The sequence below is a fragment of the Flavobacterium psychrophilum DSM 3660 = ATCC 49418 genome (genome assembly GCF_002217405.1).
GTDB classification, from domain to species: domain Bacteria; phylum Bacteroidota; class Bacteroidia; order Flavobacteriales; family Flavobacteriaceae; genus Flavobacterium; species Flavobacterium psychrophilum.
Genome location: NZ_MUHE01000007.1, coordinates 15,108 through 41,372, shown reverse-complemented (window position 1 = coordinate 41,372; position 26,265 = coordinate 15,108). Strand labels below are relative to the sequence as shown.

21 protein-coding genes and 1 pseudogene are annotated in these 26,265 nt (G+C 31.8%); 8 read left to right on the top strand and 14 right to left on the bottom strand.

Annotation, left to right across the window (positions count from 1 at the left end):
• Nucleotides 1-88: 88 nt before the first annotated feature.
• Together B0A57_RS01940 and clpB are read left to right on the top strand one after the other, a co-directional pair.
• The gene (locus B0A57_RS01940) at nt 89-1,966 is read left to right on the top strand and encodes a DUF349 domain-containing protein (protein WP_011963876.1); all 1,878 of its coding nucleotides are present in this window, start codon (nt 89-91) and stop codon (nt 1,964-1,966) included.
• Nucleotides 1,967-2,190: 224 nt separating this feature from the next.
• Nucleotides 2,191-4,791 carry an ATP-dependent chaperone ClpB gene (clpB, locus tag B0A57_RS01935; protein ID WP_034098531.1) on the top strand — a complete coding sequence of 867 codons (2,601 nt, stop codon included), beginning with the start codon at nt 2,191-2,193 and terminating at the stop codon, nt 4,789-4,791.
• Nucleotides 4,792-5,320: 529 nt separating this feature from the next.
• Here the strand turns inward: clpB and ettA are convergent.
• Entirely contained in the window at nt 5,321-7,012 is a 1,692-nt protein-coding gene (gene ettA / locus B0A57_RS01930) for an energy-dependent translational throttle protein EttA (protein ID WP_011963874.1), read from the bottom strand.
• Between the two features lie 516 nt (nt 7,013-7,528).
• Here ettA and B0A57_RS01925 point away from each other — a divergent pair.
• From B0A57_RS01925 to pafA, 3 genes are all read left to right on the top strand, one after another.
• On the top strand, nt 7,529-9,163 hold the full coding sequence (locus tag B0A57_RS01925) for a S8 family serine peptidase (protein ID WP_034098529.1): 1,635 nt from the start codon (nt 7,529-7,531) through the stop codon (nt 9,161-9,163).
• A gap of 120 nt (nt 9,164-9,283) precedes the next feature.
• Nucleotides 9,284-10,222 (top strand): NAD(P)H-dependent flavin oxidoreductase, encoded by a 939-nt coding sequence (locus B0A57_RS01920; RefSeq protein ID WP_011963872.1) that lies wholly within the window; start codon nt 9,284-9,286, stop codon nt 10,220-10,222.
• Nucleotides 10,223-10,304: 82 nt separating this feature from the next.
• The gene (gene pafA, locus B0A57_RS01915) at nt 10,305-11,918 is read left to right on the top strand and encodes an alkaline phosphatase PafA (RefSeq protein ID WP_034098527.1); all 1,614 of its coding nucleotides are present in this window, start codon (nt 10,305-10,307) and stop codon (nt 11,916-11,918) included.
• 292 nt (nt 11,919-12,210) lie between these two features.
• Here the strand turns inward: pafA and B0A57_RS01910 are convergent, their stop codons facing one another.
• The 13 genes and pseudogenes from B0A57_RS01910 to B0A57_RS01855 all read right to left on the bottom strand — a co-directional run bounded on the left by B0A57_RS01910 (nt 12,211) and on the right by B0A57_RS01855 (nt 24,113).
• Entirely contained in the window at nt 12,211-12,864 is a 654-nt protein-coding gene (locus B0A57_RS01910) for a hypothetical protein (protein ID WP_011963870.1), read from the bottom strand.
• Between the two features lie 1,014 nt (nt 12,865-13,878).
• Nucleotides 13,879-14,277 (bottom strand): GlcG/HbpS family heme-binding protein, encoded by a 399-nt coding sequence (locus tag B0A57_RS01905; protein ID WP_011963868.1) that lies wholly within the window; start codon nt 14,275-14,277, stop codon nt 13,879-13,881.
• 245 nt (nt 14,278-14,522) lie between these two features.
• Nucleotides 14,523-15,371, bottom strand: a complete 849-nt coding sequence (locus B0A57_RS01900; RefSeq protein ID WP_011963867.1) for a helix-turn-helix domain-containing protein — start codon at nt 15,369-15,371, stop codon at nt 14,523-14,525.
• Nucleotides 15,372-15,524: 153 nt separating this feature from the next.
• Nucleotides 15,525-16,160 (bottom strand): annotated as a pseudogene (locus tag B0A57_RS01895) (alpha/beta hydrolase); the annotation flags it as partial.
• A gap of 15 nt (nt 16,161-16,175) precedes the next feature.
• Nucleotides 16,176-16,316, bottom strand: a complete 141-nt coding sequence (locus B0A57_RS12430) for a hypothetical protein (RefSeq protein ID WP_316930238.1) — start codon at nt 16,314-16,316, stop codon at nt 16,176-16,178.
• A gap of 73 nt (nt 16,317-16,389) precedes the next feature.
• Complete coding sequence (gene mazG, locus B0A57_RS01890) at nt 16,390-17,163, bottom strand: nucleoside triphosphate pyrophosphohydrolase (protein ID WP_034098525.1); 774 nt, start codon at nt 17,161-17,163, stop codon at nt 16,390-16,392.
• Nucleotides 17,164-17,261: 98 nt separating this feature from the next.
• Nucleotides 17,262-17,801: a DUF5606 family protein gene (locus tag B0A57_RS01885; RefSeq protein ID WP_034098523.1), complete on the bottom strand. Its 540-nt coding sequence runs from the start codon at nt 17,799-17,801 to the stop codon at nt 17,262-17,264.
• 66 nt (nt 17,802-17,867) lie between these two features.
• Nucleotides 17,868-18,452 carry a peptide deformylase gene (gene def, locus B0A57_RS01880; protein WP_034098520.1) on the bottom strand — a complete coding sequence of 195 codons (585 nt, stop codon included), beginning with the start codon at nt 18,450-18,452 and terminating at the stop codon, nt 17,868-17,870.
• 189 nt (nt 18,453-18,641) lie between these two features.
• A complete protein-coding gene (locus B0A57_RS01875; RefSeq protein WP_227029007.1) occupies nt 18,642-20,159 on the bottom strand; it encodes a malate:quinone oxidoreductase in 1,518 nt (505 codons plus the stop codon).
• An 84-nt stretch (nt 20,160-20,243) separates the two neighbouring features.
• A complete protein-coding gene (gene ruvX, locus B0A57_RS01870; protein ID WP_011963861.1) occupies nt 20,244-20,657 on the bottom strand; it encodes a Holliday junction resolvase RuvX in 414 nt (137 codons plus the stop codon).
• A gap of 132 nt (nt 20,658-20,789) precedes the next feature.
• Nucleotides 20,790-22,451, bottom strand: a complete 1,662-nt coding sequence (locus B0A57_RS01865; protein WP_052079111.1) for a M56 family metallopeptidase — start codon at nt 22,449-22,451, stop codon at nt 20,790-20,792.
• Between the two features lie 4 nt (nt 22,452-22,455).
• A complete protein-coding gene (locus tag B0A57_RS01860; RefSeq protein WP_011963859.1) occupies nt 22,456-22,815 on the bottom strand; it encodes a BlaI/MecI/CopY family transcriptional regulator in 360 nt (119 codons plus the stop codon).
• A 65-nt stretch (nt 22,816-22,880) separates the two neighbouring features.
• Complete coding sequence (locus B0A57_RS01855) at nt 22,881-24,113, bottom strand: MFS transporter (protein WP_034098517.1); 1,233 nt, start codon at nt 24,111-24,113, stop codon at nt 22,881-22,883.
• An 86-nt stretch (nt 24,114-24,199) separates the two neighbouring features.
• On the opposite strand from B0A57_RS01855, the gene B0A57_RS01850 reads away from it, so the two are divergent.
• The 3 genes from B0A57_RS01850 to B0A57_RS01840 all read left to right on the top strand — a co-directional run bounded on the left by B0A57_RS01850 (nt 24,200) and on the right by B0A57_RS01840 (nt 26,259).
• Nucleotides 24,200-24,799, top strand: a complete 600-nt coding sequence (locus B0A57_RS01850; protein ID WP_034098515.1) for a DUF1684 domain-containing protein — start codon at nt 24,200-24,202, stop codon at nt 24,797-24,799.
• Nucleotides 24,799-25,455 (top strand): TatD family hydrolase, encoded by a 657-nt coding sequence (locus tag B0A57_RS01845; RefSeq protein ID WP_034098513.1) that lies wholly within the window; start codon nt 24,799-24,801, stop codon nt 25,453-25,455. The genes B0A57_RS01850 and B0A57_RS01845 overlap by 1 nt, the downstream gene beginning before the upstream one ends.
• Nucleotides 25,456-25,548: 93 nt before the next feature.
• The gene (locus tag B0A57_RS01840) at nt 25,549-26,259 is read left to right on the top strand and encodes a tRNA threonylcarbamoyladenosine dehydratase (RefSeq protein WP_034098511.1); all 711 of its coding nucleotides are present in this window, start codon (nt 25,549-25,551) and stop codon (nt 26,257-26,259) included.
• The last annotated feature ends 6 nt before the right edge of the window (nt 26,260-26,265 follow it).

Genomic DNA, 26,265 nt, shown 5'->3' with positions numbered 1-26,265 from the left:
TTCTTGTAACTTTAATTTTTATTTTGCTTTTTGTTTTCATAGGTTTTTAGTATCTTCGGCATAATAATAACTGTAAATATTTTGCAACATGCAAGACAAGCAACACGATAACCTACCTGTGGTAGATGGAAATGAAGTATTAGAATCAGAAAAAGAAGTGCAAGATTCTAGAAATGAAGCGATTGAAACAATCGAAAATCTAAACGCTGAGGTTAGCGAAGATGTAACTATTGGCGAAAGTCATGATATTCCGATGCCGAATTATGATGCAATGGATATGGAGAGTTTAGTTGCTGCACTAGAAAAAATTGTAGTTTCGGATAAAATTATGGCTGTAAAAAACCATATTGAAGAAATAAAATCAGTTTTCTTGTCTAAATACAACCATTTTATCGAAGAAAAAAAGGAAGCGTTTGCTCATGAAAATCCAGAATTTAGCGAAGAATTTGACTATAATTTTCCTTTAAAATCTAAATTCGATTCTTTATACAGTGAGTTTAGAAGTAAAAAAAATACGTATTTTAAGGGTTTAGAATCGGATTTGAAAGCTAATTTGCAAACCCGTTTGGCACTTATTGAGGAATTAAAATCATTAATTAATCCTGGCGAAAACATAAAAGACAATCTTAAACAGTTTAATGATTTAAGAGAGCGTTGGAAAACCGCTGGGGCGATTCCTAAAGATAAATATAACCATGTTTGGAATAATTTTCATTTTCATGTTGAGAATTTTTACGATTATTTGCATTTAGATCGAGAAGCTCGTGATATAGATTTTAAACACAATCTTGAAGCAAAACTTAAAATAATTGCTCGTGCACAGGAACTTATAAATGAATCTGATGTAATGAAGGCTTTTAGAGAATTGCAATCATTACATAAAATCTGGAAAGAAGATATAGGACCTGTTTCTAGAGAAAATCGTGAGGAAATTTGGGCTGTTTTTAGCGATTTTACCAAGCAAATGCATGATAAACGAGAACTTATTTTTGAAAAACAAAGAGGTTCTGAGGTTGAAAATTTAAACCAGAAAAAAGAAATAATTGCTGCTATAGATGCTATTACTTCCGAAAAAATTACTGTACACTCTGGCTGGCAAGCTCAAGTAGAAAAAATAGAAGCTTTGCGTGATCGTTTTTTTAGCGCAGGAAAAGTACCTGCCGAAGTAAATGAAGAAACTTGGAGCGATTTTAAAAATGCTGTGCGTAACTTTAATGTGCACAAGAACTCTTTTTATAAAGACATAAAAAAAGACCAAAATACAAATCTAGATAAGAAAAACGCATTAGTAACTCGTGCTAAAGAATTGCAAGAAAGTACAGATTTTAATGTTTCGACTCCTATCATGAAGAAAATTCAAGAGGAATGGAAACAAATAGGGCATGTGCCAAAAAAATATTCGGATTCAGTTTGGGTAGCATTTAAAGAAGCTTGTAATCATTATTTCGACAGATTGCATGCCGAGAAAAACGAAAATGAAGAGGTTGAACTCGCTGCTTTTGAAAAGAAAAAAGAATACTTAGAAACATTAAAATCATTTGAATTAGTTGGAGAGCACAAAACAGATCTTGATGCTATAAAATCTCATATTGAAACTTGGAAAAACATAGGAAAAGTACCTTTTGCAAGGCGACATATTGAAGGGAAATTTAATAAAATATTAGACGTTCTTTTCGAAAAATTGAGTTTAAGCAAAAAAGATGCTGATATGATGCGTTTTAGCAATAGAATGGACAATTTGTCAGAATCTAATGATACCAGAAAAATTGATAATGAGAAAATTTTCTTAACTAGAAAAGTAGAAGAAGTACAAAACGAAATTTTCCAATTAGAAAACAATATTCAGTTTTTTGCCAAGTCTAAAAAAGACAATCCGATGGTGCTTGAAGTAATGAAAAACATAGAGCGTCACAAAGAAGAATTAGCTACCTGGAAAGAAAAACTAAAACAAATTAGACAAATGTAATTTGTTTCTAACCATTACAAAAAGCACAAAGTTCATTACGAATTTTGTGCTTTTTTATTTTCTACTAACCCACCATGTTTTTTATTTATTTCGTCATGCTTTAAGTCATTTTGGCGTTGTTAAATACTGATTATAAGACATTTTGTCCTTTTATTTTTATTGGAATAACAATTGACGATTATTTACTATAACTAGCTATTAAGAAAACAACAAACCTAAAAAATATGAATATTAATAAATTTACAATCAAATCTCAAGAAGCCATTCAGGCAGCACAACAATTAGCCCAAAGCTTCGGACAGCAGCAAATAGAAAACGAACACATTTTTAAAGCCATTTTTGATGTTGATGAAAATGTTGCTCCGTTTATTTTGAAAAAACTCAATATAAATGTGCCTTTGTTTCAACAAATTTTAGACAGCACAATTCAGAGCTTTCCAAAGGTTTCTGGTGGCGAAATTATGCTTTCCAGAACCGCAAACACAATGCTAAACGAAGCTGAAATCATCGCAAAAAAAATGAACGATGAATTTGTTTCTATCGAGCATTTACTCCTAGCTATTTTTGCCTCAAAAAGCAAAGTAGCCCAAATATTAAAAGATCAAGGCGTAACCGAAAAAGGATTAAAAGCTTCTATTGATGAACTTAGAAAAGGCGAAAGAGTAACTTCTGCATCTGCCGAAGAAAATTATAACTCATTAAATAAATACGCCAAAAACCTTAACGAATTAGCTAAAAACGGAAAACTAGACCCTGTAATTGGACGTGATGAGGAAATTCGTCGTGTATTACAAATTTTAACCCGTAGAACTAAAAATAACCCAATGCTGGTAGGAGAACCTGGTGTTGGAAAAACCGCAATCGCTGAAGGATTGGCTCACAGAATTGTAGATGGAGATGTTCCTGATAACCTAAAAGATAAAATAGTATTCTCACTCGATATGGGAGCATTAATCGCAGGAGCAAAATACAAAGGAGAATTTGAAGAACGGTTAAAAGCTGTGGTAAAAGAAGTTACTGCCGCCGAAGGAGATATCGTTTTATTTATAGACGAAATACACACACTTGTTGGCGCTGGTGGAGGCGAAGGGGCTATGGATGCAGCAAATATACTAAAACCCGCTCTAGCACGAGGAGAATTGCGAGCCATTGGTGCTACAACTTTAGATGAATATCAAAAATATTTTGAAAAAGATAAAGCACTCGAGCGCCGTTTTCAGAAAATTATGGTAGAAGAACCAGATACTGAAAGTGCCATTTCTATCCTGCGAGGAATTAAAGAGAAATACGAAACGCACCATAAAGTTCAGATAAAAGATGAAGCCATTATTGCTGCAGTCGAATTGTCTCAACGTTATATAACCAACCGTTTTTTACCAGACAAAGCGATCGATTTGATGGATGAAGCGGCTTCAAAACTGCGCATGGAAATCAATTCAAAACCAGAAGAATTAGATGTTCTGGATCGAAAAATCATGCAACTAGAGATTGAAATTGAAGCCATTAAAAGAGAAAAAGACGAAAGTAAACTCAAAATATTAGGAATGGATTTGGCAAATCTAAAAGAAGATCGAAACGAGATTTATGCCAAATGGAAGTCTGAAAAAGATGTGGTCGATAATATTCAAGCTATAAAAACAGAAATTGAGGATTTTAAATATGAAGCCGAACGTGCAGAGCGTGATGGCGATTACGGAAAAGTAGCAGAAATACGTTACGGAAAAATAAAAGAATCACAAGAACGATTAGACGTTTTACAAAAACAATTAATAGAAAACCAATCAGGTACTTCCTTAATAAAAGAAGAAGTAACTAGAGAAGATATTGCCGAAGTAGTCGCAAAATGGACAGGGATTCCAGTGATGAAAATGTTGCAAGGAGAACGTGAAAAACTCTTACATCTAGAACAAGAATTACATAGAAGAGTCGTGGGACAAGAAGAAGCCATAGAAGCCGTGAGCGATGCAGTTCGTAGAAGTCGTGCTGGTTTACAAGACTTAAAAAAACCAGTTGGAACCTTTCTTTTCTTAGGTACAACTGGTGTAGGAAAAACCGAATTAGCAAAAGCACTAGCCGAATATCTTTTTGATGATGAAAATGCCATGACTAGAATAGATATGAGCGAATACCAAGAGCGTCACAGTGTGAGTAGATTAGTTGGTGCGCCTCCAGGATATGTAGGTTATGACGAAGGAGGTCAGCTTACGGAAGCCGTTCGTAGAAAACCATATTCTGTAATTTTATTAGATGAAATTGAGAAAGCACATCCTGACACTTTTAATATTCTATTGCAAGTATTAGATGAAGGACGATTAACAGATAATAAAGGACGTTTAGCCGATTTTAAAAATACCATTATTATTATGACTTCTAATATGGGAAGCCAAATAATTCAGGATAAATTTGAGAATCTCAAAGGAAGTCTCGATGCTGCAACTGAAGCTGCAAAAGTAGAAGTTCTAGCCTTGCTGAAACAAACCGTTCGTCCAGAATTTATTAATCGTATCGACGAAATTGTAATGTTTACACCACTTACAAATGCTAATATTGCCCAAATTGTAGGTTTACAACTCAAATCGGTAACTAAAATGCTAGCATTACAAGGAATAACTATGGACGCTACTCCAGAAGCGATTGCTTATTTATCTGAAAAAGGGTATGATCCCCAATTTGGTGCTAGACCAGTAAAGAGAGTTATACAACGTGATGTATTAAACCAATTATCGAAGGAAATTTTGGCAGGAACTATAGCAACCGATAGCATTATTTTATTAGATGCTTTTGATGGAAAATTAGTTTTCAGGAACCAATCTAATACCATTTAAAGTTTAAATTTACTGGGATAAAAAAATATACAGTTTGTCATTCCGAGGAACGAGGAATCTCATCAAGTTATTCAAATTATGAGATTCCTCGTTCCTCGGAATGACAACATCCTCAATAAATATTCCAGTATTTTTAAAGCTAAATTGGTATAAATAATTTTTTTAGCTGTCCGAAAAGTTTTTTTTCGGACAGCTTTTTTTAGAATACTCGCATTAGTAAATTAAGGTAAGCCTAATATTTTTGATAACCCCAAAAATAAGGTTGCCCTTTCATACGGTTTCCTATTTTCCTATTTAAATGGCAAAAGAATTTTAATGATTATAAAAAAAAATCCTGACAAAGTCAGGATTCAAAATAAATAATATGATGTATTAACTTCTATTAATTACGGCGTTTATTCGTTAGGATTACTTCACATGAGTTTTATTTTTATCCAAGTTTTGTAAACTTGGTTTGTAGCTAAAATTTTAGTCCTTGTGGTAAATCCTAAATATTTAAAAAGACTTTATATTAAAGAATTAATGGATGTTATCTTATTAGTTTTCTGTATTTCAAACGTTTAGGTGTTAAATCTCCACCCAGACGTTTTTTCTTGTTTTCTTCATATTCAGAGAAACCTCCTTCAAAATAATACACTTCCGAATCACCTTCAAATGCTAGAATGTGAGTACATATTCTATCTAAAAACCATCTGTCGTGAGAGATAACCACAGCACAACCAGCAAAGTTTTCTAAACCTTCTTCTAGTGCACGGAGAGTATTTACATCTAAATCATTTGTAGGCTCATCTAACAATAGTACATTTCCTTCTTCTTTTAGTGTCATGGCTAGGTGCAAACGGTTGCGTTCTCCTCCAGAAAGAGTGTTTACTTTCTTGTTTTGCTCTCCACCTCCAAAGTTGAAACGAGATAAATAAGCACGAGAATTTACTTGTCTGCCACCCATCATAATGAGTTCTTGACCGTCAGAGAAATTTTCCCAGATAGATTTGTTAGGGTCTATGTTAGAATGCGATTGATCTACATAGGCTATTTTTACAGTTTCTCCAACTAAAAATTCGCCAGAATCAGTTTCTTGTTCTCCCATTATCATTCTAAAAATAGTCGATTTACCAGCACCATTTGGTCCGATAACGCCAACTATTCCGGCCTGAGGTAAGGTAAAATTTAAATTGTCGTATAACAACTTATCGCCAAATGCTTTAGCAACATTTTTAGCTTCTATAACATTTGTTCCTAAACGAGGCCCGTTTGGAATGTAAATTTCTAGATTTTCATCTAATTGTTTCTGATCTTCGTTTAATAACTTATCATAATTTTGTAAACGTGCTTTTTGTTTGGTCTGACGACCTTTTGCTCCTTGACGAACCCAGTCTAACTCACGTTCTAAGTTTTTACGACGTTTTGAAGCTACTTTTTCTTCGAGTGCCATTCTGCTCGATTTTTGGTCTAACCAAGAAGAATAATTTCCTTTCCAAGGAATACCTTCCCCTCTATCTAACTCAAGAATCCAACCTGCAACATTGTCAAGGAAATATCTATCGTGTGTTACAGCAATTACAGTCCCTGCATATTGCGCTAAATGTTGTTCTAGCCAAAGTACACTTTCTGCATCTAAGTGATTCGTAGGCTCATCGAGTAACAATACGTCAGGTTGTTGCAGTAATAAACGGCATAAAGCTACACGACGACGCTCTCCTCCTGATAAATTTTTAATTGGTGTGTCTGCCTCTGGTGTGCGCAAAGCATCCATAGCTATTTCTAGTTTGGTGTCTATTTCCCAAGCGCCTAACGAATCTATTTTGTCTTGCAAAGCTGCCTGACGATCCATTAGTTTGTCCATCTTATCAGCATCTTCATAATATTCTGGCAAGCCAAACATATCGTTTATTTTGTTAAACTCGTCTAGAACAGCCATAGTTTCGGCAACGCCTTCACGAACAATTTCGATAACGGTTTTCGAATCATCAAGAATAGGTTCTTGTTCTAAATAGCCTACAGTGTAACCTGGTGCAAAAACTACGTCACCTTGGTAATTTTTATCGACTCCTGCAATAATCTTCAATAGTGAAGATTTTCCTGAGCCATTAAGACCTAAAATTCCAATTTTTGCTCCATAAAAAAAGCTTAAATAAATATTTTTTAGGACTTGTTTGTCTGCTCCTTGGTAGGTTTTACTCAATTTTGACATTGAGAATATTACTTTCTTATCGTCTGACATTTTTTAGATTATTTATTGATGTGCAAATATAATGTATATTGAGTTGATTTCAAAAGCAATATGTTTTAGAATTAGTTGCATAAAAAGAGGGACTCAATTGTTCTTATTTTTGCTTAATTTATTATCTTTAGTAAAGTCTCGAAAAAGGATTTTTACTTAAAATTAGGGTTTAATTCTATTATTTAGAGTATTTTGGTTAGGGATTGAGGTAGAAATTTTTTTTGAAGCTTTTTTTGCCTCAAAATGATTACTTCATTATATTTTTTAGGAGTTCAGTCAAATTCGTTTGTTGCGCAAAGCCCAATCCTTTTGTTAACCCTCAAATAATGAGGTTTAAAAAATATGTTTATTCTAGAATTAAGAGAAAATTACTAACTTAAAATAATGTAATTGAAAGTGTTAATTTATTTTTGTGTAATGAATAGCCTTTTTTTATATTATACTACGGGTTAACTTTATATTTTAAAAGTATAATTTCTTTGTGTATATTTGAACATTCAAAAAATTTAGTCAACCATGAAAAAAACACTACTTTTTTTAGTTTTCACCATATCGGTAAATGCGTTTTCACAAGAAGATGCTTGGGTGTATTTTAAAGATAAACCAAACGCATCAGTTTTTTATAGTAATCCTTTATCTGAACTAATGCAACGTTCTCTAGATAGACGAACCACGCAAGGAATTGCATTAGATATTAAAGATGCCCCAATACACCAACCTTATGTAGACCAAATTACAGCTTCGATTGGAATTGCTGTTTTGGCCAAATCGAAATGGTTAAATATGGTTCATGTTCGAGGACTACAAACCGATATTGCAGTTTTATCTGGTTTGTCGTTTGTAGATCATATTCAGTATGCCAATCATTCTTTAAATCCAGGAGTGAGAATGGCTCAGTCTATAAAAAACGAAGAAAAATCAAATAAATTATTAGATGCTAACGAAACCCAGATTGCTTATAATTATGGTAATTCTGCCAATCAGGTACAAATGCTAAATTGCCATGTTTTGCATCAACAAAATTATACGGGTTCGGGTAAAGTCGTAGCTATTTTAGATGCTGGTTTTCCTGGAGTAAATACAGCAGATCCATTTGCAAGTTTGCGTACAAGAGGGCTAATATTAGGCGGGTATAATTTTGTGAATAATTCGACTAATTTTTATACTGGAAACAATCATGGCACTAATGTTTTATCGACCATGGGAGGAAATACTACTAATTTAGTAGGAACAGCACCAGATGCTAGTTACTATTTATTTATCACAGAAGATGTTGCCTCAGAAACCCCTTTAGAATTAACTAATTGGGTTGAAGCAGCAGAGGAAGCCGATAGGTTAGGAGTAGATGTTATAAATTCTTCTTTAGGTTATTTTAGATTTGACAATCCTGCTTATAGCTATACTTATGCTAAAATGAACGGACAAACATCAGTAGCTTCTAGAGCCGTAGATATTGCTTTTTCAAAAGGAATGATATGTGTAATTTCGGCAGGAAATGAAGGGTCAACTGCAGAACCGCATGTAGGCACTCCAGCCGATGCAGCCTTTGCAATAACAGTAGGTTCAGTAACTTCTGCCGAAGTAAAATCTGAATTTAGCTCTATTGGTCCAACAAGCGACGGGAGAATGAAACCAGATTTTATGGCAATGGGAACAGCAGCAGTCATTTCTAATACCGCAGGTACAATTACAACTGCAAACGGAACCTCCTTTTCATCTCCTATTTTAGCGGGAGCAATTACTTCATTTTGGTCTGCATTTCCTAATAAAACAAATGCTCAAATTGTACAATTATTAAAATTGTCTGCCAGCAGGTATGCCACTTCTATTGTAACACAAAATAATGATTATGGCTATGGAATTCCTAATTTTCAAGCCGCACTAACAGCAGCACTTTCTATACCAGAAGTTTCTACTGTTGCTTTAAATTTGTATCCAAATCCTGCTACTAACGAAATTACAATTTCAAGCCCAGCTAGTAATATAGGATATTCAATTAAATTGTATAATAATTTAGGACAGCTGGTCTTAGAGAAAAACATCGATAATCAGTCTCAAAGAATTTCTTTACAAACCTTAAATAGTGGCGTTTATTTTTATAATATTGCTTGCGCTGAAAAAACTTCATTTGGAAAATTAATTAAAAATTAATTTATTACAGGATAATAATTAACACAAAAGCTACAAAAGGAATAACTTAAAATAAAATGATTTAAGCGACTCCTTTTGTTTTAAAACACACTAAATTCTGATTTCGATTAAATAATTTCAATGAATAAAATAACATCACTTTTCAATATAAAATATCCAATTATTCAAGGCGGAATGATTTGGAATTCAGGTTACAAATTAGCAAGTGCAGTTAGTAATGCAGGCGGTTTAGGACTAATAGGAGCAGGATCTATGTATCCAGAAATTTTACGAGAACACATTCAGAAATGCAAAAAAGCAACAGACAAACCTTTTGGTGTCAATGTGCCAATGTTATATCCAAATGTGGAAGAAATTATGAATATAATTATAGAAGAGGGCGTAAAAATCGTATTCACATCGGCAGGAAATCCTAAAACATGGACAAATTTTCTAAAAGAAAAAGGAATTACAGTAGTTCATGTAGTTAGTAGCTCAAAATTTGCATTAAAAGCACAAGAAGCTGGTGTAGATGCTGTTGTTGCCGAAGGTTTTGAAGCTGGTGGTCATAACGGAAGAGAAGAAACAACCACTTTAACATTGATACCAATGGTTAAAGAACAAATTTCTATTCCCCTTATTGCCGCTGGCGGTATAGCAACAGGAAGAGGAATGCTTGCCGTGATGGTTCTTGGTGCCAATGGCGTACAAGTTGGCTCCCGTTTTGCCGCTTCTACCGAAAGTTCTTGCCATGATGATTTCAAAAAAACTATTATCGATGTCAAAGAAGGAGGAACACAACTTACGTTGAAAGAATTAGCACCTGTCCGATTGATAAAAAATAAATTTTATAATGATCTTCAGGATTTATATACCAAATGCCCTACGCCAGAAGATTTGAAAACACTTTTAGGCCGTGCTCGTGCCAAACGTGGTATGTTTGAAGGTGATTTAGTAGATGGAGAACTCGAAATAGGACAAATTGCAGGACTCATTCACGATATAAAACCAGCGGCAAATATTATCGAAGATATGGTAGCTGAGTTTCAAAAAGCAAAACACGAAATGGCTAATTTATAAACATAAAAAAAGAGATTTATTCTTAACCAATTTTAAGGATAATACAAAATCTAAATGTATTTTTGTACAAATTTTATATAAAATGAAAAAACTAATATTATTTTCAGTTATTGTTATATCATCTATTATTCATGCACAACAGCAAAGACCAAAATTAGTCGTGGGTATTGTCGTAGATCAGATGAAAATGGAATATTTATACAGATTTTCTAGCGATTTTTCTCAAAATGGTTTTAAAAAATTACTAGATGATGGCTATACTTTTCATAATATGAACTATAATTATATGCCAACTTATACTGCCCCAGGGCATGCTTCATTATACACAGGTACAACACCTGCAGTACACGGAATAGTTGCTAACGACTGGTTTAATAAAACAACAGGAAAGAATATATATTGTACAGATGACACATCAGTAAAAATACTTGGTGATGGCATTGCAAAAGAAGGCGAAATGTCTCCAAAAAACCTACAAAGTACTACTATCACTGATGAATTGCGAATGGCAACCAACTTCAAAGGAAAAGTAATTGGTTTAAGTATTAAAGACCGTGGCGCTATTTTACCAGCAGGACATTTTGCCAATTGGGCATTTTGGTTTAGTAGTACAGGTTCATTTATATCAAGCACTTTTTATGGCGAAAAATTGCCAGATTGGGTAACAGAATTCAACCAAGAAAAAAAATATATGACTTATATAAATAAAGGTTGGGATTTACTAAATCCGATAGACACTTATAACGAAAGTCTCTCTGATAACAACCCTTACGAAGGAAAAATTGATAAAACAAAAGAACCTGTTTTTCCTTACGATTTAAAAAAAATATATGATCAAAAAGGAGCCGAAATAATAAAAAGTACACCTTACGGAAATGACATTCTAGCCAATTTTGCAATTAGAACTATCGAAAAAGAAGCGTTAGGAAAAGATGATATTACAGATTTTTTAACCGTAAGCTTTTCTTCTACAGATTATATAGGTCACACTTTTGGAGCACATTCTATAGAATTGCAAGATACTTATTTGCGTTTAGATAAGACTATTGCTAATCTTATAGCAAATTTAGATCAAACCGTTGGCAAAGAAAATTATTTATTATTTTTAAGCGCAGATCATGCAGGTGCCGAAAATGCCAGTTATTTAAGAGATCATAAATATGATGTAAAAAATATTAACGTAAATGATCTAACTGCTAGCCTAAAAAAATTCTCTGAAGAAACTTTTGGAGTTAATCTAGTTTTAAATTACTCTAACGCTAATTTATTTTTTAATAAAGCCATCATAAAAGAAAAAGGACTTGAGCTAAACAAAATAAAACAAAGTTTCAAAGACTATTTAATGACTTTAAAAGAAGTAAAAAGAGCCTATACCGAAGAAGAAATTTTAAATTCGACAGGCAATGATTATTACTTAAATTTTATTTTAAAAGGATACGACCCTAAACAAAATGGAGACATAGTTGTGTTGTATGGTACCGGAAATATAGACCATGGTGTTACTGGGACAACCCACGGAACCCCTTATAGTTACGATACCCATGTGCCTTGTATTTTTTATGGCTGGAACATAAAAAAAGGAGAAACACACGATAAAAAAGAAATAACACAAATTGTGCCAACAATTGCTCAAAAAATTCAAATTCCATTTCCTAATGGAGTACAAAGTAATGTGTTGATAGAAATCTTGAAATAAAAGTAAATATTTTTTTATTTTTAAAACACTCTAATATTTAGTGCATATATTGTAATTACGAGGAATCTCATAATCTGAATCACTAGATAAGATTTATCATTCCTCGGAATGGCAAACCCATACCGTGTATTTCTTATTCCAGTAAATTTAATGATAAAAAGGTACTATATTTAATGAAATATTTACCTAAAGTATTTATTTTATAAGTGTAATAAAAATTTTATTTAAACAAATGTTTAGTCCTATAATAAAGAGTCTTTTTTATTATAATTACGGGCTAAAAACAACCGTTTTATCTTTCTTTTTCAATTATAATCGATGCTCTATAACCCTTTGATAATGCCCATTGGTTAGAGAATAACAAATTTCCTTTATCATCATATATATCAAATTGTGCAGTATTAGGAGGGCTTAAACCCTCATTTAAAGCTTCAAATTCAATTTTATTTGAACTCTGAAAAAGATCTAAGATTAATTCTTTGCGAGAATTGGTTAAATAAGCATTTTGAATTATTACTATTTCATTTTCCCATATTCTTATATTATCGCCATCAGGTTCTGCATAATCAAAATAAATTACTTTTGCATATTGCGATTTTGTTCTAATCACCCCAAAAATTTGGTCTCTTGCATAAAATTCTGGATGTTCTTCTTGCATCGCTTTATTCATTTTTGCAGCATTAATCTTTCCAGGATTCAAATCACTTATTGGTAAGTTAAATGGGTTGGGTTTCTGCAATTGCGTCGCATCATAAATTTTAGAAGATTTTTTAAATTTTGTAATTTCAAAGGGCTTCGAAATAGAAAATTGAGGCGTAGCATTCTGATTTTTCGGAATAGCTATGTCTACTCTAGGAATTCCCGTTGATGGGATAGACGAAGCTTCTTGAGCAAAGTTATTTGCCGAAAAAACAAAAACAAAAATAATTATATAAAATAACTTCATTGCGTATATTTATCAAAAAATATTTTAATTATTAAAGCCCAAAACTATATTATCTTTTACCAAAACTGTGCATGTAGTATAAGGTATATACTAAAAAATGATGCCATTTTGTAGCGTTTACAAATAATCTTTATTTTGTTTCCGCTTTTTTATAGATTTTAAATTTCTCCAATAAGAGTCTGTAACGCCAATATGATTTCGTTTTGTCGCTTATTGAGGTTTGGGTTTAAGAAAGCCAAATTTCTGGTTAAAGATAACGCTTTGTAAGTATAAAACCAACTTAAAACTAAAGCTAAAAACCAAATATTGCCAAATCGCTCGTACCTACTGGTATTTTTCTCTAGCCATCAAATTTTATATAGCAATGCAAATATACCCTAAAGTTGTAGTTATATAAAATACTATGTATGCTGCTTTCTATTCATTTATTTGTAAGAAATAGAGGCTTCATTTTATAATAAAAAGCTTTTTTTTTAATCTCATTATTTTTGTCAGCAGCAACAAAGGTTGTGCTTTACGTTACAAATGAAGTTCTCTGAACTCCAATAAAAATAACTGTACAGTAAAAATATTCTTTTTGTTACCTATAATAACTTGACAAATATTGAAACAAAAAATAAAATATGATACATTTATTTGTACAAATTATATTCATTATGGTAATTGCAAATATTTTAGATTTCAGAAAAGATATTAAATCTTATTTTGAAACTCTATTTATAATTGCGAAAAATATTCAGGAATTGTAGTATTTCACTTGAATAATTTTAGGAAGATTATTTTTACTAAAAAAAACAGACAAGAAAAATGTTAAAAAAGAACAAATAAACTTCTCAAGATATTTCAAGAAATCCTTAAGATGTACAGGCGCAAGAACCATGAGAGAAAAATCTTAAAAAAAATGATTTTCACTTCAATTCCTAACGCAAAATACTGTAATTAGTAGAATTAAGCCAAAATAGAAAATGGTCTAAAAATACTTTCTAGACCATTTAGTTTGTAACGAGGTTACAATTATAATGAGTTAGCTCCAGCTTCTGCTACTAAATTATCATGCTCAACAGTACTACCAGAAACACCAATTGCACCAATAACTTCACCGGTACTATTTTTTACAGGAACTCCACCAGGAAAAGAAATTAATCCGCCATTTGAATGTTCAATTCCAAATAATGAACCTCCAGGTTGCGAAAGACTTCCAATTACTCCGGTTGGAAAATCAAAGAAACGAGCTGTTTTTGCTTTTTTTAATGAAATATCTGCCGATCCTAGCCAAGCACCATCCATACGAACGAATGCCAATATATTTGCTCCAGCATCAACAACGCAAATATTCATTTTTGTATCTAATTCTACTGCCTTTTTTTTTGCAGCAAGAATCATTTTTTCTGCTTGTTCTAATGTAATATTCATCTGTTTTTATTTTTTAAATTGAATTGCAAAACTAATTGTCATTTTTTAATTATAAAGTTCAAAAAGTTATGAAAAAAGTCTAAATGAAGTGTTGTTTAATTATTTTTTCATGTGTCTGTTATTAATACCAAAAGAAAATTAGCTAGAAATTTACCAGATTGAGACTAATTAAGAAATTAATTTTGTTTATTTAATAAGAAAATCTGTGTAAAAATTAAACTTAGTCTAATTGCTTGCGAGTCATATTATTTTAATTCTTTTGGGCTAAATCCAAATTCATTTTTGAAAGCGATACTAAAATTGGAAAGGCTATTATACCCAAATTGCTTATGAATTTCAGATGGTTTTTTATCCTCATTTTTTATCAAATGTTTGGCTAATACAAGTCTTTTTTGTCGCAACCATTTGCCAGGATTTACATTGTATTCTAATAAAAAATGTCGTTTAAAAGTTGATAAACTCATATTGGCAAGAAAAGCTATTTCGGTTAAACTCAAATTAGAATTTAAATTGGCTTCTACAATATTTTTTAATGTAGTATTTTTTTCGGCTGATGCTAATGATTGTAAATAATGTATAAACGAGGCACCATACTTTTGCAATAAATAGAGTAATATTTCCTCTAATTTTAATTCTAATAATAAGGTTGTATTTGTTTTTAGATTTAAAATGCTAGAAATAGAAGTTACAAAAGAGTGAATAAAGTCATCGTTTTCAATTACAAAAAAAGGCGTTTCAGTATTCGTTTTTTTATTTAATTTCGAGATATGTTCAGAATGTTTTTTCAGGAAATTAAGAACATTATTATTTGTGAAAAAAAACAATTTGCAGAAGTAAATTTCATTGTTGTCTATTAATTCTGTCATTAAGCAGTTTCCTGATTTTATTAAAACAGATTGTTTATTATTTACTTCGACAAAGACGTCTTCAAACTTGACTTTTTTTTCCCCTAATTGCAAAAAACTAAACATATTATGGGTTAAATTAACTTTTGTATTTACAGCATCTTTAGTCATTTTAAAATCGTAAACAAATAATTCTGTGGGTTCTGTTTTTAACTGTAAAAAAACTTTGGGTATGTTTTGTATTATCATTGAGGGTACTTTTTTTACTTAGTTTACTTGCGGGTAACTAGCCAATGCTACTGCAAAAAAAAGCATCTTTTTTTTGCAATGATTTTATTAGTCGGGCTATTTTTGTATAGTTTACAGAAGTAAAAATTACTGCTTAATATGCTGTTTTTATGATTATAATTTTAAAACTTCGAAAGCTTTAAAAACTGCTGTATGCAAAATATCGCCATGCTTTTTTTTAGAAAAATAATTATATTTAGCATTAACCATTGGTTTGTTTTTTATGATTTCAAATAAATTTTCAGCGTCGTTTATCATAATTTTCCCTTCATTTCCTACGCCTATAAAAATTGTAGTTTTCTGATTAAAGTGGGAGTCTAAAAAAACAGATGCTTGTTTAAGCAATGATTCTTTGTCCCACCACAAACTTGGACTTATGATGATGTAATTTGAAAATAAATCTGGTTTTTTAAACAAAATTTCGGTTGCTAATAATCCGCCTAGCGATTGACCAATTATAGTTTTTGAAGTCGTAGTTTTGTATTTATTTTCAATAAATGGTTGAACCTCTTTTTCTATAAATGAAATAAATTTTTTAGAGCCTCCAGTTGTTGGGTACTCTTTTTTGTCTTTTTCTACTGTTGTGGGATAGGTAAAATCTCTTTTTCTATCTACATTTTCTATTCCTACAACAATAGATTTTGGGAGTAATTTTATCCATTCGAAGTTACAATATTGTACTAAACCTACGATGTGAATAAAATCTTCATGAGCAGAACCATCAAGTAAATAAATTACGGGGTAATTCTCTTCTTTGTTGTAACCTTATGGCAAATAGATGTTTATGGTTCTAATTTCGTTTAATTCTAAGGAATTTAGGGTTTCAATTTTACCTAAAACAAAATCTTTTTCTTGTGCAAAAGAATATAAGTTAATAAAAAACAGCACTAATATTATTTTTTTCATATCTAGTTAATTCTTATTTTCTCTATGGAGTGTGGTAATTTCGATGAGAATATTAAAAACCTAAAGCTGTAACCTACAATCTCTTTGCTTCTTCCCAAAAAACATCCATTTCTGCCAATGTCATTTCTGCTAAATTTTTGCCTAATTCGCCAGCCTTACTTTCTAAATACTGAAAACGTTTTATGAATTTTTTATTGGTTCTTTCTAGAGCATCTTCGGGATTAATGTTCAGAAAGCGGGCATAATTTATCATTGAAAATAAAACATCTCCAAATTCGGCTTCTATTTTGTCCTGATTTCCTGCTTCAACTTCAACTTGTAATTCTTGTAATTCTTCTTGAACTTTGTCCCAAACCTGATGTGGCTCTTCCCAATCGAAACCAACTCCTTTTACTTTATCCTGAATTCTAGAAGCTTTAACTAATGCGGGTAAACTTTTGGGAACACCTTCTAATACTGATTTTTTTCCTTCTTTAAGTTTTAGTTTTTCCCAATTTTGTTTTACTTCTTCCTCGTTTTTTACCACAACATCTCCGTAAATATGCGGATGGCGGTGTATGAGTTTTTCGCAAATATCATTAGCAACATTGCCTATATCGAAGCTATTGGTTTCGCTGCCTATTTTGGCATAAAAAACGATATGTAGCAACAAATCTCCCAATTCGTTTTTAACTTCTTTTAAGTCATTATCTAAAATTGCATCACCTAATTCGTAGGTTTCTTCGATAGTTAGATGGCGCAAAGTTTGTAGGGTTTGCTTTTTGTCCCAAGGGCATTTTTCACGTAATTCGTTCATTACATCGAGTAATCGATTGAAAGCGTCGAGTTGTTGTTGTCGGTTATTCATTTTATGTTAAAATGTCTTAAAGTAAAAAGTCGAAAGTCATAAGGTCTAAAATATTTTGAGACTTTATGACTTTCGACTTTAAGGTATTATGACTAAGTTTATTTCTTTGTTGACTTGGTCGCTTTTTGAGCTGGAGCCTTTTTGGCAGCAGCCATTCCTGCATTTTTTGGAGCTACTGTTTTTGTCGCTTTTGCTGGTTTTGCTTCGGTAGATACAACTACTTTTTCTGTTTTTTCTTCAGTTATTTGAGATTCTTCAGAAGAAACTAATCCTCTTGCTTGCAAAATGTTATACCAGTTTAATACTTTTTTAATATCTGACCCATATACTCGTTCCTGATCGTAATCTGGAAGTACTTCTAAGAAATAAGCGGCTAATTGTACTTTGTCGTCTTTAAAGACAGGTGTTGGTCCGTTATTTTCTTTTTTAGCAATATTTCTCATTACATCTACTAATGGTTTTTCGTCGCTAGTTGTGTATATAGAAACTTCCGATAATAAACTTACATTACTACGTAAACCTACTGTTATTCTTTTTCCGTCTATAAAAGATTCGGCAACGAAACCAGTTCTTGTTTGTACTTTTAGAGCGTATAATCCTGGTTTTCCAGAGATCGCTAATATTTTTTCTAAATTCATTTTTATTGTTTAATCGTTGAATCGTTAATTTGTAAAAATCGAAATTAATAAATTATTTATTAAAACCTATCTTTTTTTTGGTACTAATTTCATTCTGTAATCAGGACGTGCTTTGCCTTCCATGATATTTTGTAGTTTCTTTTTGATGAATTGCTTTTTGAAGACTGTAATTTTATCGGTAAACAAAACCCCTTCAATATGGTCGTATTCGTGCTGAATTACTCTAGCAATGAGTCCGTTATATTCTTCTGTTTTCTTGTTAAAGTTTTCGTCGTAATATTCGATTGTGATGTTTGGATTTCTGTACACATCCTCCCGAACATCAGGAATGCTAAGGCAACCTTCGTTAAAACTCCATTCTTCGCCTTCTTCTTTAAGCATTTTGGCGTTTATAAAAGTTTTCTTAAATCCTTTTAGTGCGGCTGCTTCTTCTTTTGAAATGTCGTCGCTATCGCTAAACGGATCCGCATCTACAATAAACAAACGGATAGGAAGTCCAACCTGTGGCGCAGCCAATCCCACACCGCAAGCGTTGTACATGGTTTCGTACATGTTTGCAATGGTTTCTTCTAGATTAATGTAATCTTTGGTAATTTCTTCGCATACTTTGCGTAAAACTGGATCGCCGTAACCTACAATTGGTAAAATCATTCTGAATATATTATATAATGTGCAAAAGTAAATAATTTAAAATGATAGTTACAAAACTTAACAAAATAAAACACGAATTTTACTAATTTTGTCAAATAATTCTGAATTTTAAGTGTTTTTTTTGAACCACATAACTCTATTTAAGTTAGGCTCATTTATTATGGTTGTTGATAACTCATGGTATTTATTTTAAACTTTCAATTTTAGTATTTCGTTTGTTTTTGCTCTAATTTGGTCGCATAAAACAGTGTTTTCGTTTAATGATTGTCCGTAAGAAGGAATCATTTCTTTGAGTTTGTTTTGCCAAATTGTTGTTTTTACTTCTTCTGGAAAACATTTTGTAATTAAGTCTACCATGATTTGCACCGCTGTTGATGCGCCTGGTGATGCACCAAGTAAAACGGCTAACGAACCATCATGAGCAGTAACTACTTCTGTACCAAATTCGAGAATGCCATGCCCGTCTTTGTCTTTTTTAATAACTTGTACACGTTGTCCAGCATTTTCGAGTACCCAATCTTCTTTCTTGGCCGATGGGACGTATTCTTTTAGTGCTTTTAGTCTGTCGTCCGATGATTGAATGACTTGTTCTATTAGGTATTTTGTAAGTGGAATGTTTTTTACTCCAGCACCAAGCATTGGTTTGATGTTGCTAAATTCTATCGATTTTATTAAATCAAAATAAGAACCATTTTTTAAAAATTTAGTCGAAAAACCAGCATAAGGGCCAAAAAGTAATGCTTTTTTACCATCAATCATGCGGGTGTCTATATGCGGCACAGACATAGGTGGTGCGCCAACCGATGCTTTTCCGTACACTTTTGCGCTATGCTTCTGGATGACTTCTGGATTGGTACATTTTAGCCATTGTCCGCTTACTGGAAAACCGCCAAAACCTTGGCCTTCTGGAATATTGGCTTTTTCTAATAATAATAAAGAGCCACCACCAGCACCAATAAATACAAATGGTGCGAATATTTTTTTCTTTTCGCCAGTTGCAATATTTTTTACTTTTGCTCTCCAACGACCGTCTTCACGTTTTTTTAAGCCGTAAACATCATGATTAAAATGCATGGTAACACCTTCTAATGTTTCTAGGTATTTGAACATATTTCGGGTTAATGTTCCAAAATTAACATCTGTTCCTAATTTCATCGATGTGGCAGCAATTTTGTCTTTGCTGTTTCTGTTTTCCATAACAAGTGGTGCCCATTCTTTAATTTTTTCTATATTATCAGAAAATTCCATTGTTTTAAAGAGGTGAAATTGTTGCAAAGCTTCGAATCTTTTTCTTAAATATTCTACATTATCATTGCCCCAAACAAGACTCATGTGTGGTACACTTTTGATGAAGTTTTCTGGATTTTGAAGCAATCCTTTTTCAACTAAATAAGTCCAAAGTTGTCTTGACACTTCAAAGGCTTCCGATATTTTTAGTGCTTTTTTTGTTTCGATGGTTCCATCTTCGAGTTCTGGTGTGTAGTTTAGTTCGCAAAACGCGGCGTGACCTGTTCCTGCATTGTTCCAAGCATCAGAACTTTCGGCTGCTGCAATATCTAGCCGTTCGAAAATTTCTATTTTTAGTTTGGGATTTAATTCTTTGAGCAACAATCCTAATGTAGCACTCATAATTCCTGCACCTATTAGCACAATATCGGATTCTATTTTTTGTCTAGCCATTTTTTTGGTGTTGGATTGAAAATTTATTTTTTTATTAAAATTTATTTTAAATGAAACAAAGGGGTTATGATTTAGAATACTAATTTTAAAAATTTGCCATTAATATTCTTATTATATTTTTCGAGTTAAATAGTCTTGAAGCATTATAGTTGCCGAAATCTCGTCTACCAATGCTTTATTTTGGCGTTGTTTCTTTTTAAGTCCGCTGTCAATCATGGTTTGAAATGCCATTTTTGATGTAAAACGTTCATCTACTCTTTCTATTGCCATATCTGGAAAATTATTTTTAAATTTGGTTACAAATTTTTCGATAATATCTGTACTTTGCGATGGTTCGCCATTCATTTGTTTGGGTTCGCCTATGAGTACTTTTTCTACTTTTTCTTTGGTAAAATAATCTCTTAGAAATGCTATCGACGTTTCTGAAGCAATTGTTGTAAGTCCTGAGGCTATAATTTGCATTTCGTCAGTAATGGCAATTCCTGTGCGTTTTTGTCCGTAATCGATGGCGAGAATTCTTGGCATTTTTTTTGGCAAAATTAGTTTATTTATACATTTATTTAAAATATTTATATAATAAAAATGCTTCCAATTTTGAAAGCATTTATTATTAGGTACATTTTGAATTTAATTGCTAAAAAAAAGCAGCTACTATGTTTATCTCTTTTTTTGTTTGATTAATATTTTTTTTCGAATCTCGATTTTATCTCTACTAGCGTCTAGTTTATCTTGTTTTTCGTCTCTTATTTTTTCTTGGTAATCATTTATTTTTTCTTGATAGGCTTCCATTTCCATTTCATATTTTTCCATTTTAGCTTCATATTCAGTCATATCTGGCTGGTAAGCTTCTATTGCTTTTTCGTAGGCTGCCATATCAGCTTCGTATTTTTTTATTTCAGTACTTTCCCAGTTTGTTGAATATTTTTCCATTTCGGCCTCATATTTTTTAATTGCCTTTTTATCATTTGGGTTTTTTGGAAACCTAACAGTTGGCGGTGGCGGAAAATTTGGTGCAGCTGGAGGCGATGGCATATTGCTCATATCTGGTCCATCTGGAGGAGTTGGCGGAGTTGGATATTCGTCTGAATTATTTTCTTCTTTTGCAATTGTTTCATATTTTGATGTATCTGTTTCATCATAAAATCTGAATTCTCCTTTGCCATTTAAATCTCTTCTCATAGAAAATTTAAAAGGAGTTATGGCTTGGTCACTTGTTACATCATGAGTGCTAGTTGATCCTTTGTGGTCATTGGCAGTAATAGAAATTGCAGTAATTTCGCCTTTTTTATTTCTTTTAATAATTGTGACTTTCAAATCTACATTGAATACTTTTTTTAGTGCATCGCAATCTTTTTTAATATCGGAATCGGTCGAATTTTTATCGATAATCATTTCTGTTATTCCATCTGTTCTTAATGTGGTCAAAGTACCATTTTCTAATTTTTCTTGCGCAATAACTTTCACCTGAAAGAAAATCACAAAGGCGACTAATGCAGGAATTACCAGTGCGTATTTCCAAATTTTTTTCTGTTTTGATTGATTTTTGTTTAACATAACAATTCGTTTTTTGATTAATGATTGATAAAATGAGTTGGTAATCGACAAGCAGTTGTGATCAGTAACTACTTTTAAAAGCGTCATTTGATACGCTTTTTTATCTTCTATGTTTTGTATTGCTTTTTGGTCGGCAATATATTCTAGGTTTTGAATGATGGCTTTTTTGTACAACCAAACAAACGGATTGAACCAGAAAAAGGTACAAAAAACTTTGGCAATTAATATATCTGCCGAATGTTTCTCTTTACTATGTACTTTCTCGTGGTTTAAAATATTATCTAATTCTGAGTTTGAATATTTGGCAGAATTAAATACGATATATTTGAAAAATGAAAACGGATTTATGTTCTCATTTATATCAACCATTGTAAAGGGCTTATTTATAGTTCTTTTCTTGTTTTTTATTAATTTGAAGAAGGAGATTAATTCTGAGGCTATTTTTAATAAAAGAATAATCGAAATAAAACTATAGGCAATTAGTAGTATGTTGTGCCAATTTATAGATTCCTCAATTTCGATTATAGGATTAATGGTCGCATTTTTTATTGATGCAAATTTTGTTGACGCAAATTTGGGTGCTTCAATAAAAACTATTTTTTTGATGAAAAATAAAGGAATTAATACTGATGTAAATAATCCTGATAGCAAAAACCAACGATTTGTATTAAAAAAAGTTTCTTTTTGAACCAATAAAGTATAGGCCAAATAAAAAATGACAATTAGAGAATTTACTTTTATTAGGTAAATAAAAAAGGCTTCCATAATCTTATTTTTTTTGTTCTATAATAGCTAAAATTTCACGCAATTCGTCGGCAGATATTTTTTTTTCTTCGGCAAAAAACGAAACCATATTTTTGTATGAGCTGCCAAAATAATTATCTATTGCAGTATTCATAAAGCGCTTTCTATAATTTTCAATACTTATAATAGGGTAATATTGATGCGTGTTCCCGTAAGCATTATAAGATACAAAACCTTTTTCTTCTAGGTTTCGTATTATGGTAGAAAGGGTGTTGTAATGTGGTTTTTCTTGAGTAATTTCTGCCAATACTTCTTTTACGTAGGCTTTTTTTAGCTTCCATAAAATGTGCATTACTTCTTCTTCTTTATTGGTTAGTTTTTGCATGATCTGAATTTTACAGCACAAACTTACAACTAGTATTTTAGTTGCACAACTATTTTTGTAGTTATCTAACTATTTTTTAAGTTTGTGTTTTCTTTGTCGACTAATTTAATAACCCAAATGATTAGTAAGATGCTAATTATTCCAAGAATTGTCATCAAAAACCAGTTTTTTTGGTACCCAAAATTTGAAACAACATCTAACCCTGCTTTAGAACTGAATATATGCGCACAACTGTAACTCATCGTAAATATTGCCATATATCTGCCTTCATGACCTTTTGGAGCACGACTTAAGGCAAACGAATTAGAAAACGGAAAAACAAACATTTCGCCAAATGTCATAAAAACCATCATTACAATTAAGATTCCCGACCAAAAATTAATCATTAGTAACGAAAGACTAATAGTCATTAATAACAAACCCCAACCGCATACTTTAAGTTTGCTAATTTTATTGCGCTCTATATAACTTACAAATGGCATTTCTAGGAAAAAAATAATTAAACCGTTTAAAGTAAGCAACAATCCTGTTTGAAGTTCTGTTAAGTTAAATTGCTCGTGATGATACAACGGAATGGTGGTAAATAATTGAAAAAATAACACACCTGAAATAAGGCAAGCTACTAAAAATATCCAAAAAGGCTTGTCATGAAAAACAGAATTTACTTCGGCAATAGTAACCGTTTCGATTTCTGGATCTACAAATTTCTTTTTTTCTTTAACCAATAACCCAAATAATATAATCGAAATAATACAAGTAGATCCATCAATCCAGAAAAGACCAGAATAACCTATGTACATAATTATTAATCCACCCAGTGCTGGTCCGGCAGCAAAACCAATATTTATTGCCAGTCTCACTAAAGTTAACGCCCGAGTGCGATTTTCAGGTTTTGCATAAGCGCCAATAGCAACAAACATAGCTGGTCTGAACATATCTGCAATGACCATTAATACAAATAATCCTAAAACTAATCCCCAAAAAGAATTTACAAATTGCAATAGGATTAAAACAATTCCGCTCACAAAAAGGCTAAAAAGCATGATTTTATAAAAACCAATTTTGTCCGATAATTTCCCACCAAGCCAAGAACCGCAAACAGATCCAACCCCAAAGCCAACCATAATCCAACCTACTTCGGAGTAAGTAAAATGCAAGTTTTCTTTCAAATATTTCGATAAAAAAGGCACAACCATTACCCCAGCACGATTTATAAAAGTTACAATAGCAAGAATCCAAATTTCTCTCGAAAATCCTCTGAAATTATTAATATATCGGGTAAAAAAGCTGTAAAACATAAATAATTAGTATAATTTTCAAAGTTACAATATTTCAACTTTGTAGCTTTGCAAGTTTTAAACTATTTTTGCATAAAATTCTTTCAATGAAAAAACACCTAATATTATTTACTGTTTTGTTTTTCGTAATTTCTTACGCTCAAGATAACAAGGCAGAAACTTCTCAGGAATTTCAAAATAATTTGAATAAAGAATATGCAGACAAAAAACAAAGTCCTCTTTCAGATGAAGATTTTCAGGTTTTTAAATCATTAGACTTTTATCCAATAAACGAAAAATTTATTGTAGAGGCAAAGTTTGTAAGAACTAAAAACGCGAAAATTTTTGTAATGAAAACTTCGACTACAAGACTTCCTAGATATAAAAAATACGGAGAATTGTCATTTGTAATTGATGAAAAACAATTTAATTTGAATGTGTATCAAAATATCGATTTGTCTAAAAGGGAAGGATACAAAGATTATTTATTCTTACCTTTTTCGGATTTAACTTGTGGTAAAGAAAGTTATCTTGGCGGAAGATACATCGATATGCGTTTTCCAAAATCAGAAACGGTAATTATCAATTTTAATAAAGCCTACAATCCTTATTGTGCCTATAATCACAAATACTCTTGCCCAATTGTTCCTTTAGAAAACGATCTGAAAATTGAAATTTTGGCTGGTGTAAAAAAATTTAATGACTAATGCAATTCATCAATTTACATACACATAGGCTCACAAAAGCTTTAAATGTATTAGAAATTGTTAATCAATATCCGCAAGAATTTGATTCGATTATTGCGTTTTATTCCATAGGAATTCATCCTTGGTATATTAACGAAAGTAGGGTAGAAGCCGATTTAAAAATTATTGAAGAAAAATTGCAAACTGAAAATTGTCTCGCTCTTGGCGAATGCGGATTAGACAAAAGAATAGAAATTTCGATCGAAATTCAAAAGCAAGTTTTCGAAAAACAATTAAAATTAGCCATCAAATATAATAAAGCAGTAATTTTGCATTGTGTTTCTGCTTATCAGGAAATTATAGAAATAAAAAGCAGATTACAAGTTGAAGTTCCTATGATTATTCATGGTTTTTCTAAAAATAAACAGGTAGCAAAATTACTTTTAGACAACGGATTTTATCTTTCGTTTGGAAAATATTTATTAAGAAATCCAACATTAGAACCTATTTTTGCATCAGTTCCTAACGATAGGTTTTTTTTAGAAACCGATACTATTGAAGAAACATTAGAAGAAGTTTACAAATTAGCAGCAAAATACAAAAACATCGAGGTTTCAGAATTACAGAAAATAGTTGAGAACAACTTTCAAAATGTTTTTTATAATATTAAAAAATAACATTGAATATTGATTGGCGATACGAGCGTAAGCGAACTAGCGAGCAATCTTTAATGTTGAAGTTTTAGTACTTTAAACTTTAAACAAAAAAATATGGCAGAGTGGACAGAAAGAGCAGCACTTTTATTCAAAAAAGAGGGTTTAAATAAATTACAAAATGCAAATGTTTTAGTCGTAGGATTAGGAGGCGTAGGTTCATTTGCTGCCGAGTTTCTAGTTCGTGCTGGAATAGGAAAAATAACCATTGTAGATGGCGATGTGGTCGATATTACTAATATAAATCGCCAGTTACCAGCCTTACATTCTACCGTTGGAAAGCCCAAAATAACAGTTGTAGGTGATAGGTTGATAGATATAAATCCTGAATTAAAATTAACCAGAATTCAAGAGTTTCTTTCGCCAGAAAGAGCTTTCGAAATTGTTTCTGATGAGTTTGACTATGTTTTAGATTGTATAGATAGCGTAACTCCAAAACTAAATTTAATTATTGCTGCCAAACGCAAACGTGTAAAAATAATTTCGAGTATGGGCGCTGGCGGAAAAATGGAAGCTGCTAAGGTAAAAGTTTCATGTATTACAAATACTACAAATTGCATGTTAGCAAAAACCATCAGAAAAAGACTTAAAGCTGAGAAAATAGACAAACTAAAAGTAGTTTTTTCGTCAGAAATACAAGATGAAACGAGCCTGAAAATGACTGATGGTTCTAATTATAAAAAATCATTTTACGGCACAAATAGTTATATGCCAGGGCTTTTTGGGCTGCACGCTGCGGAAACTGTTATTAGGTATTTGTTAAAGTAAAATATA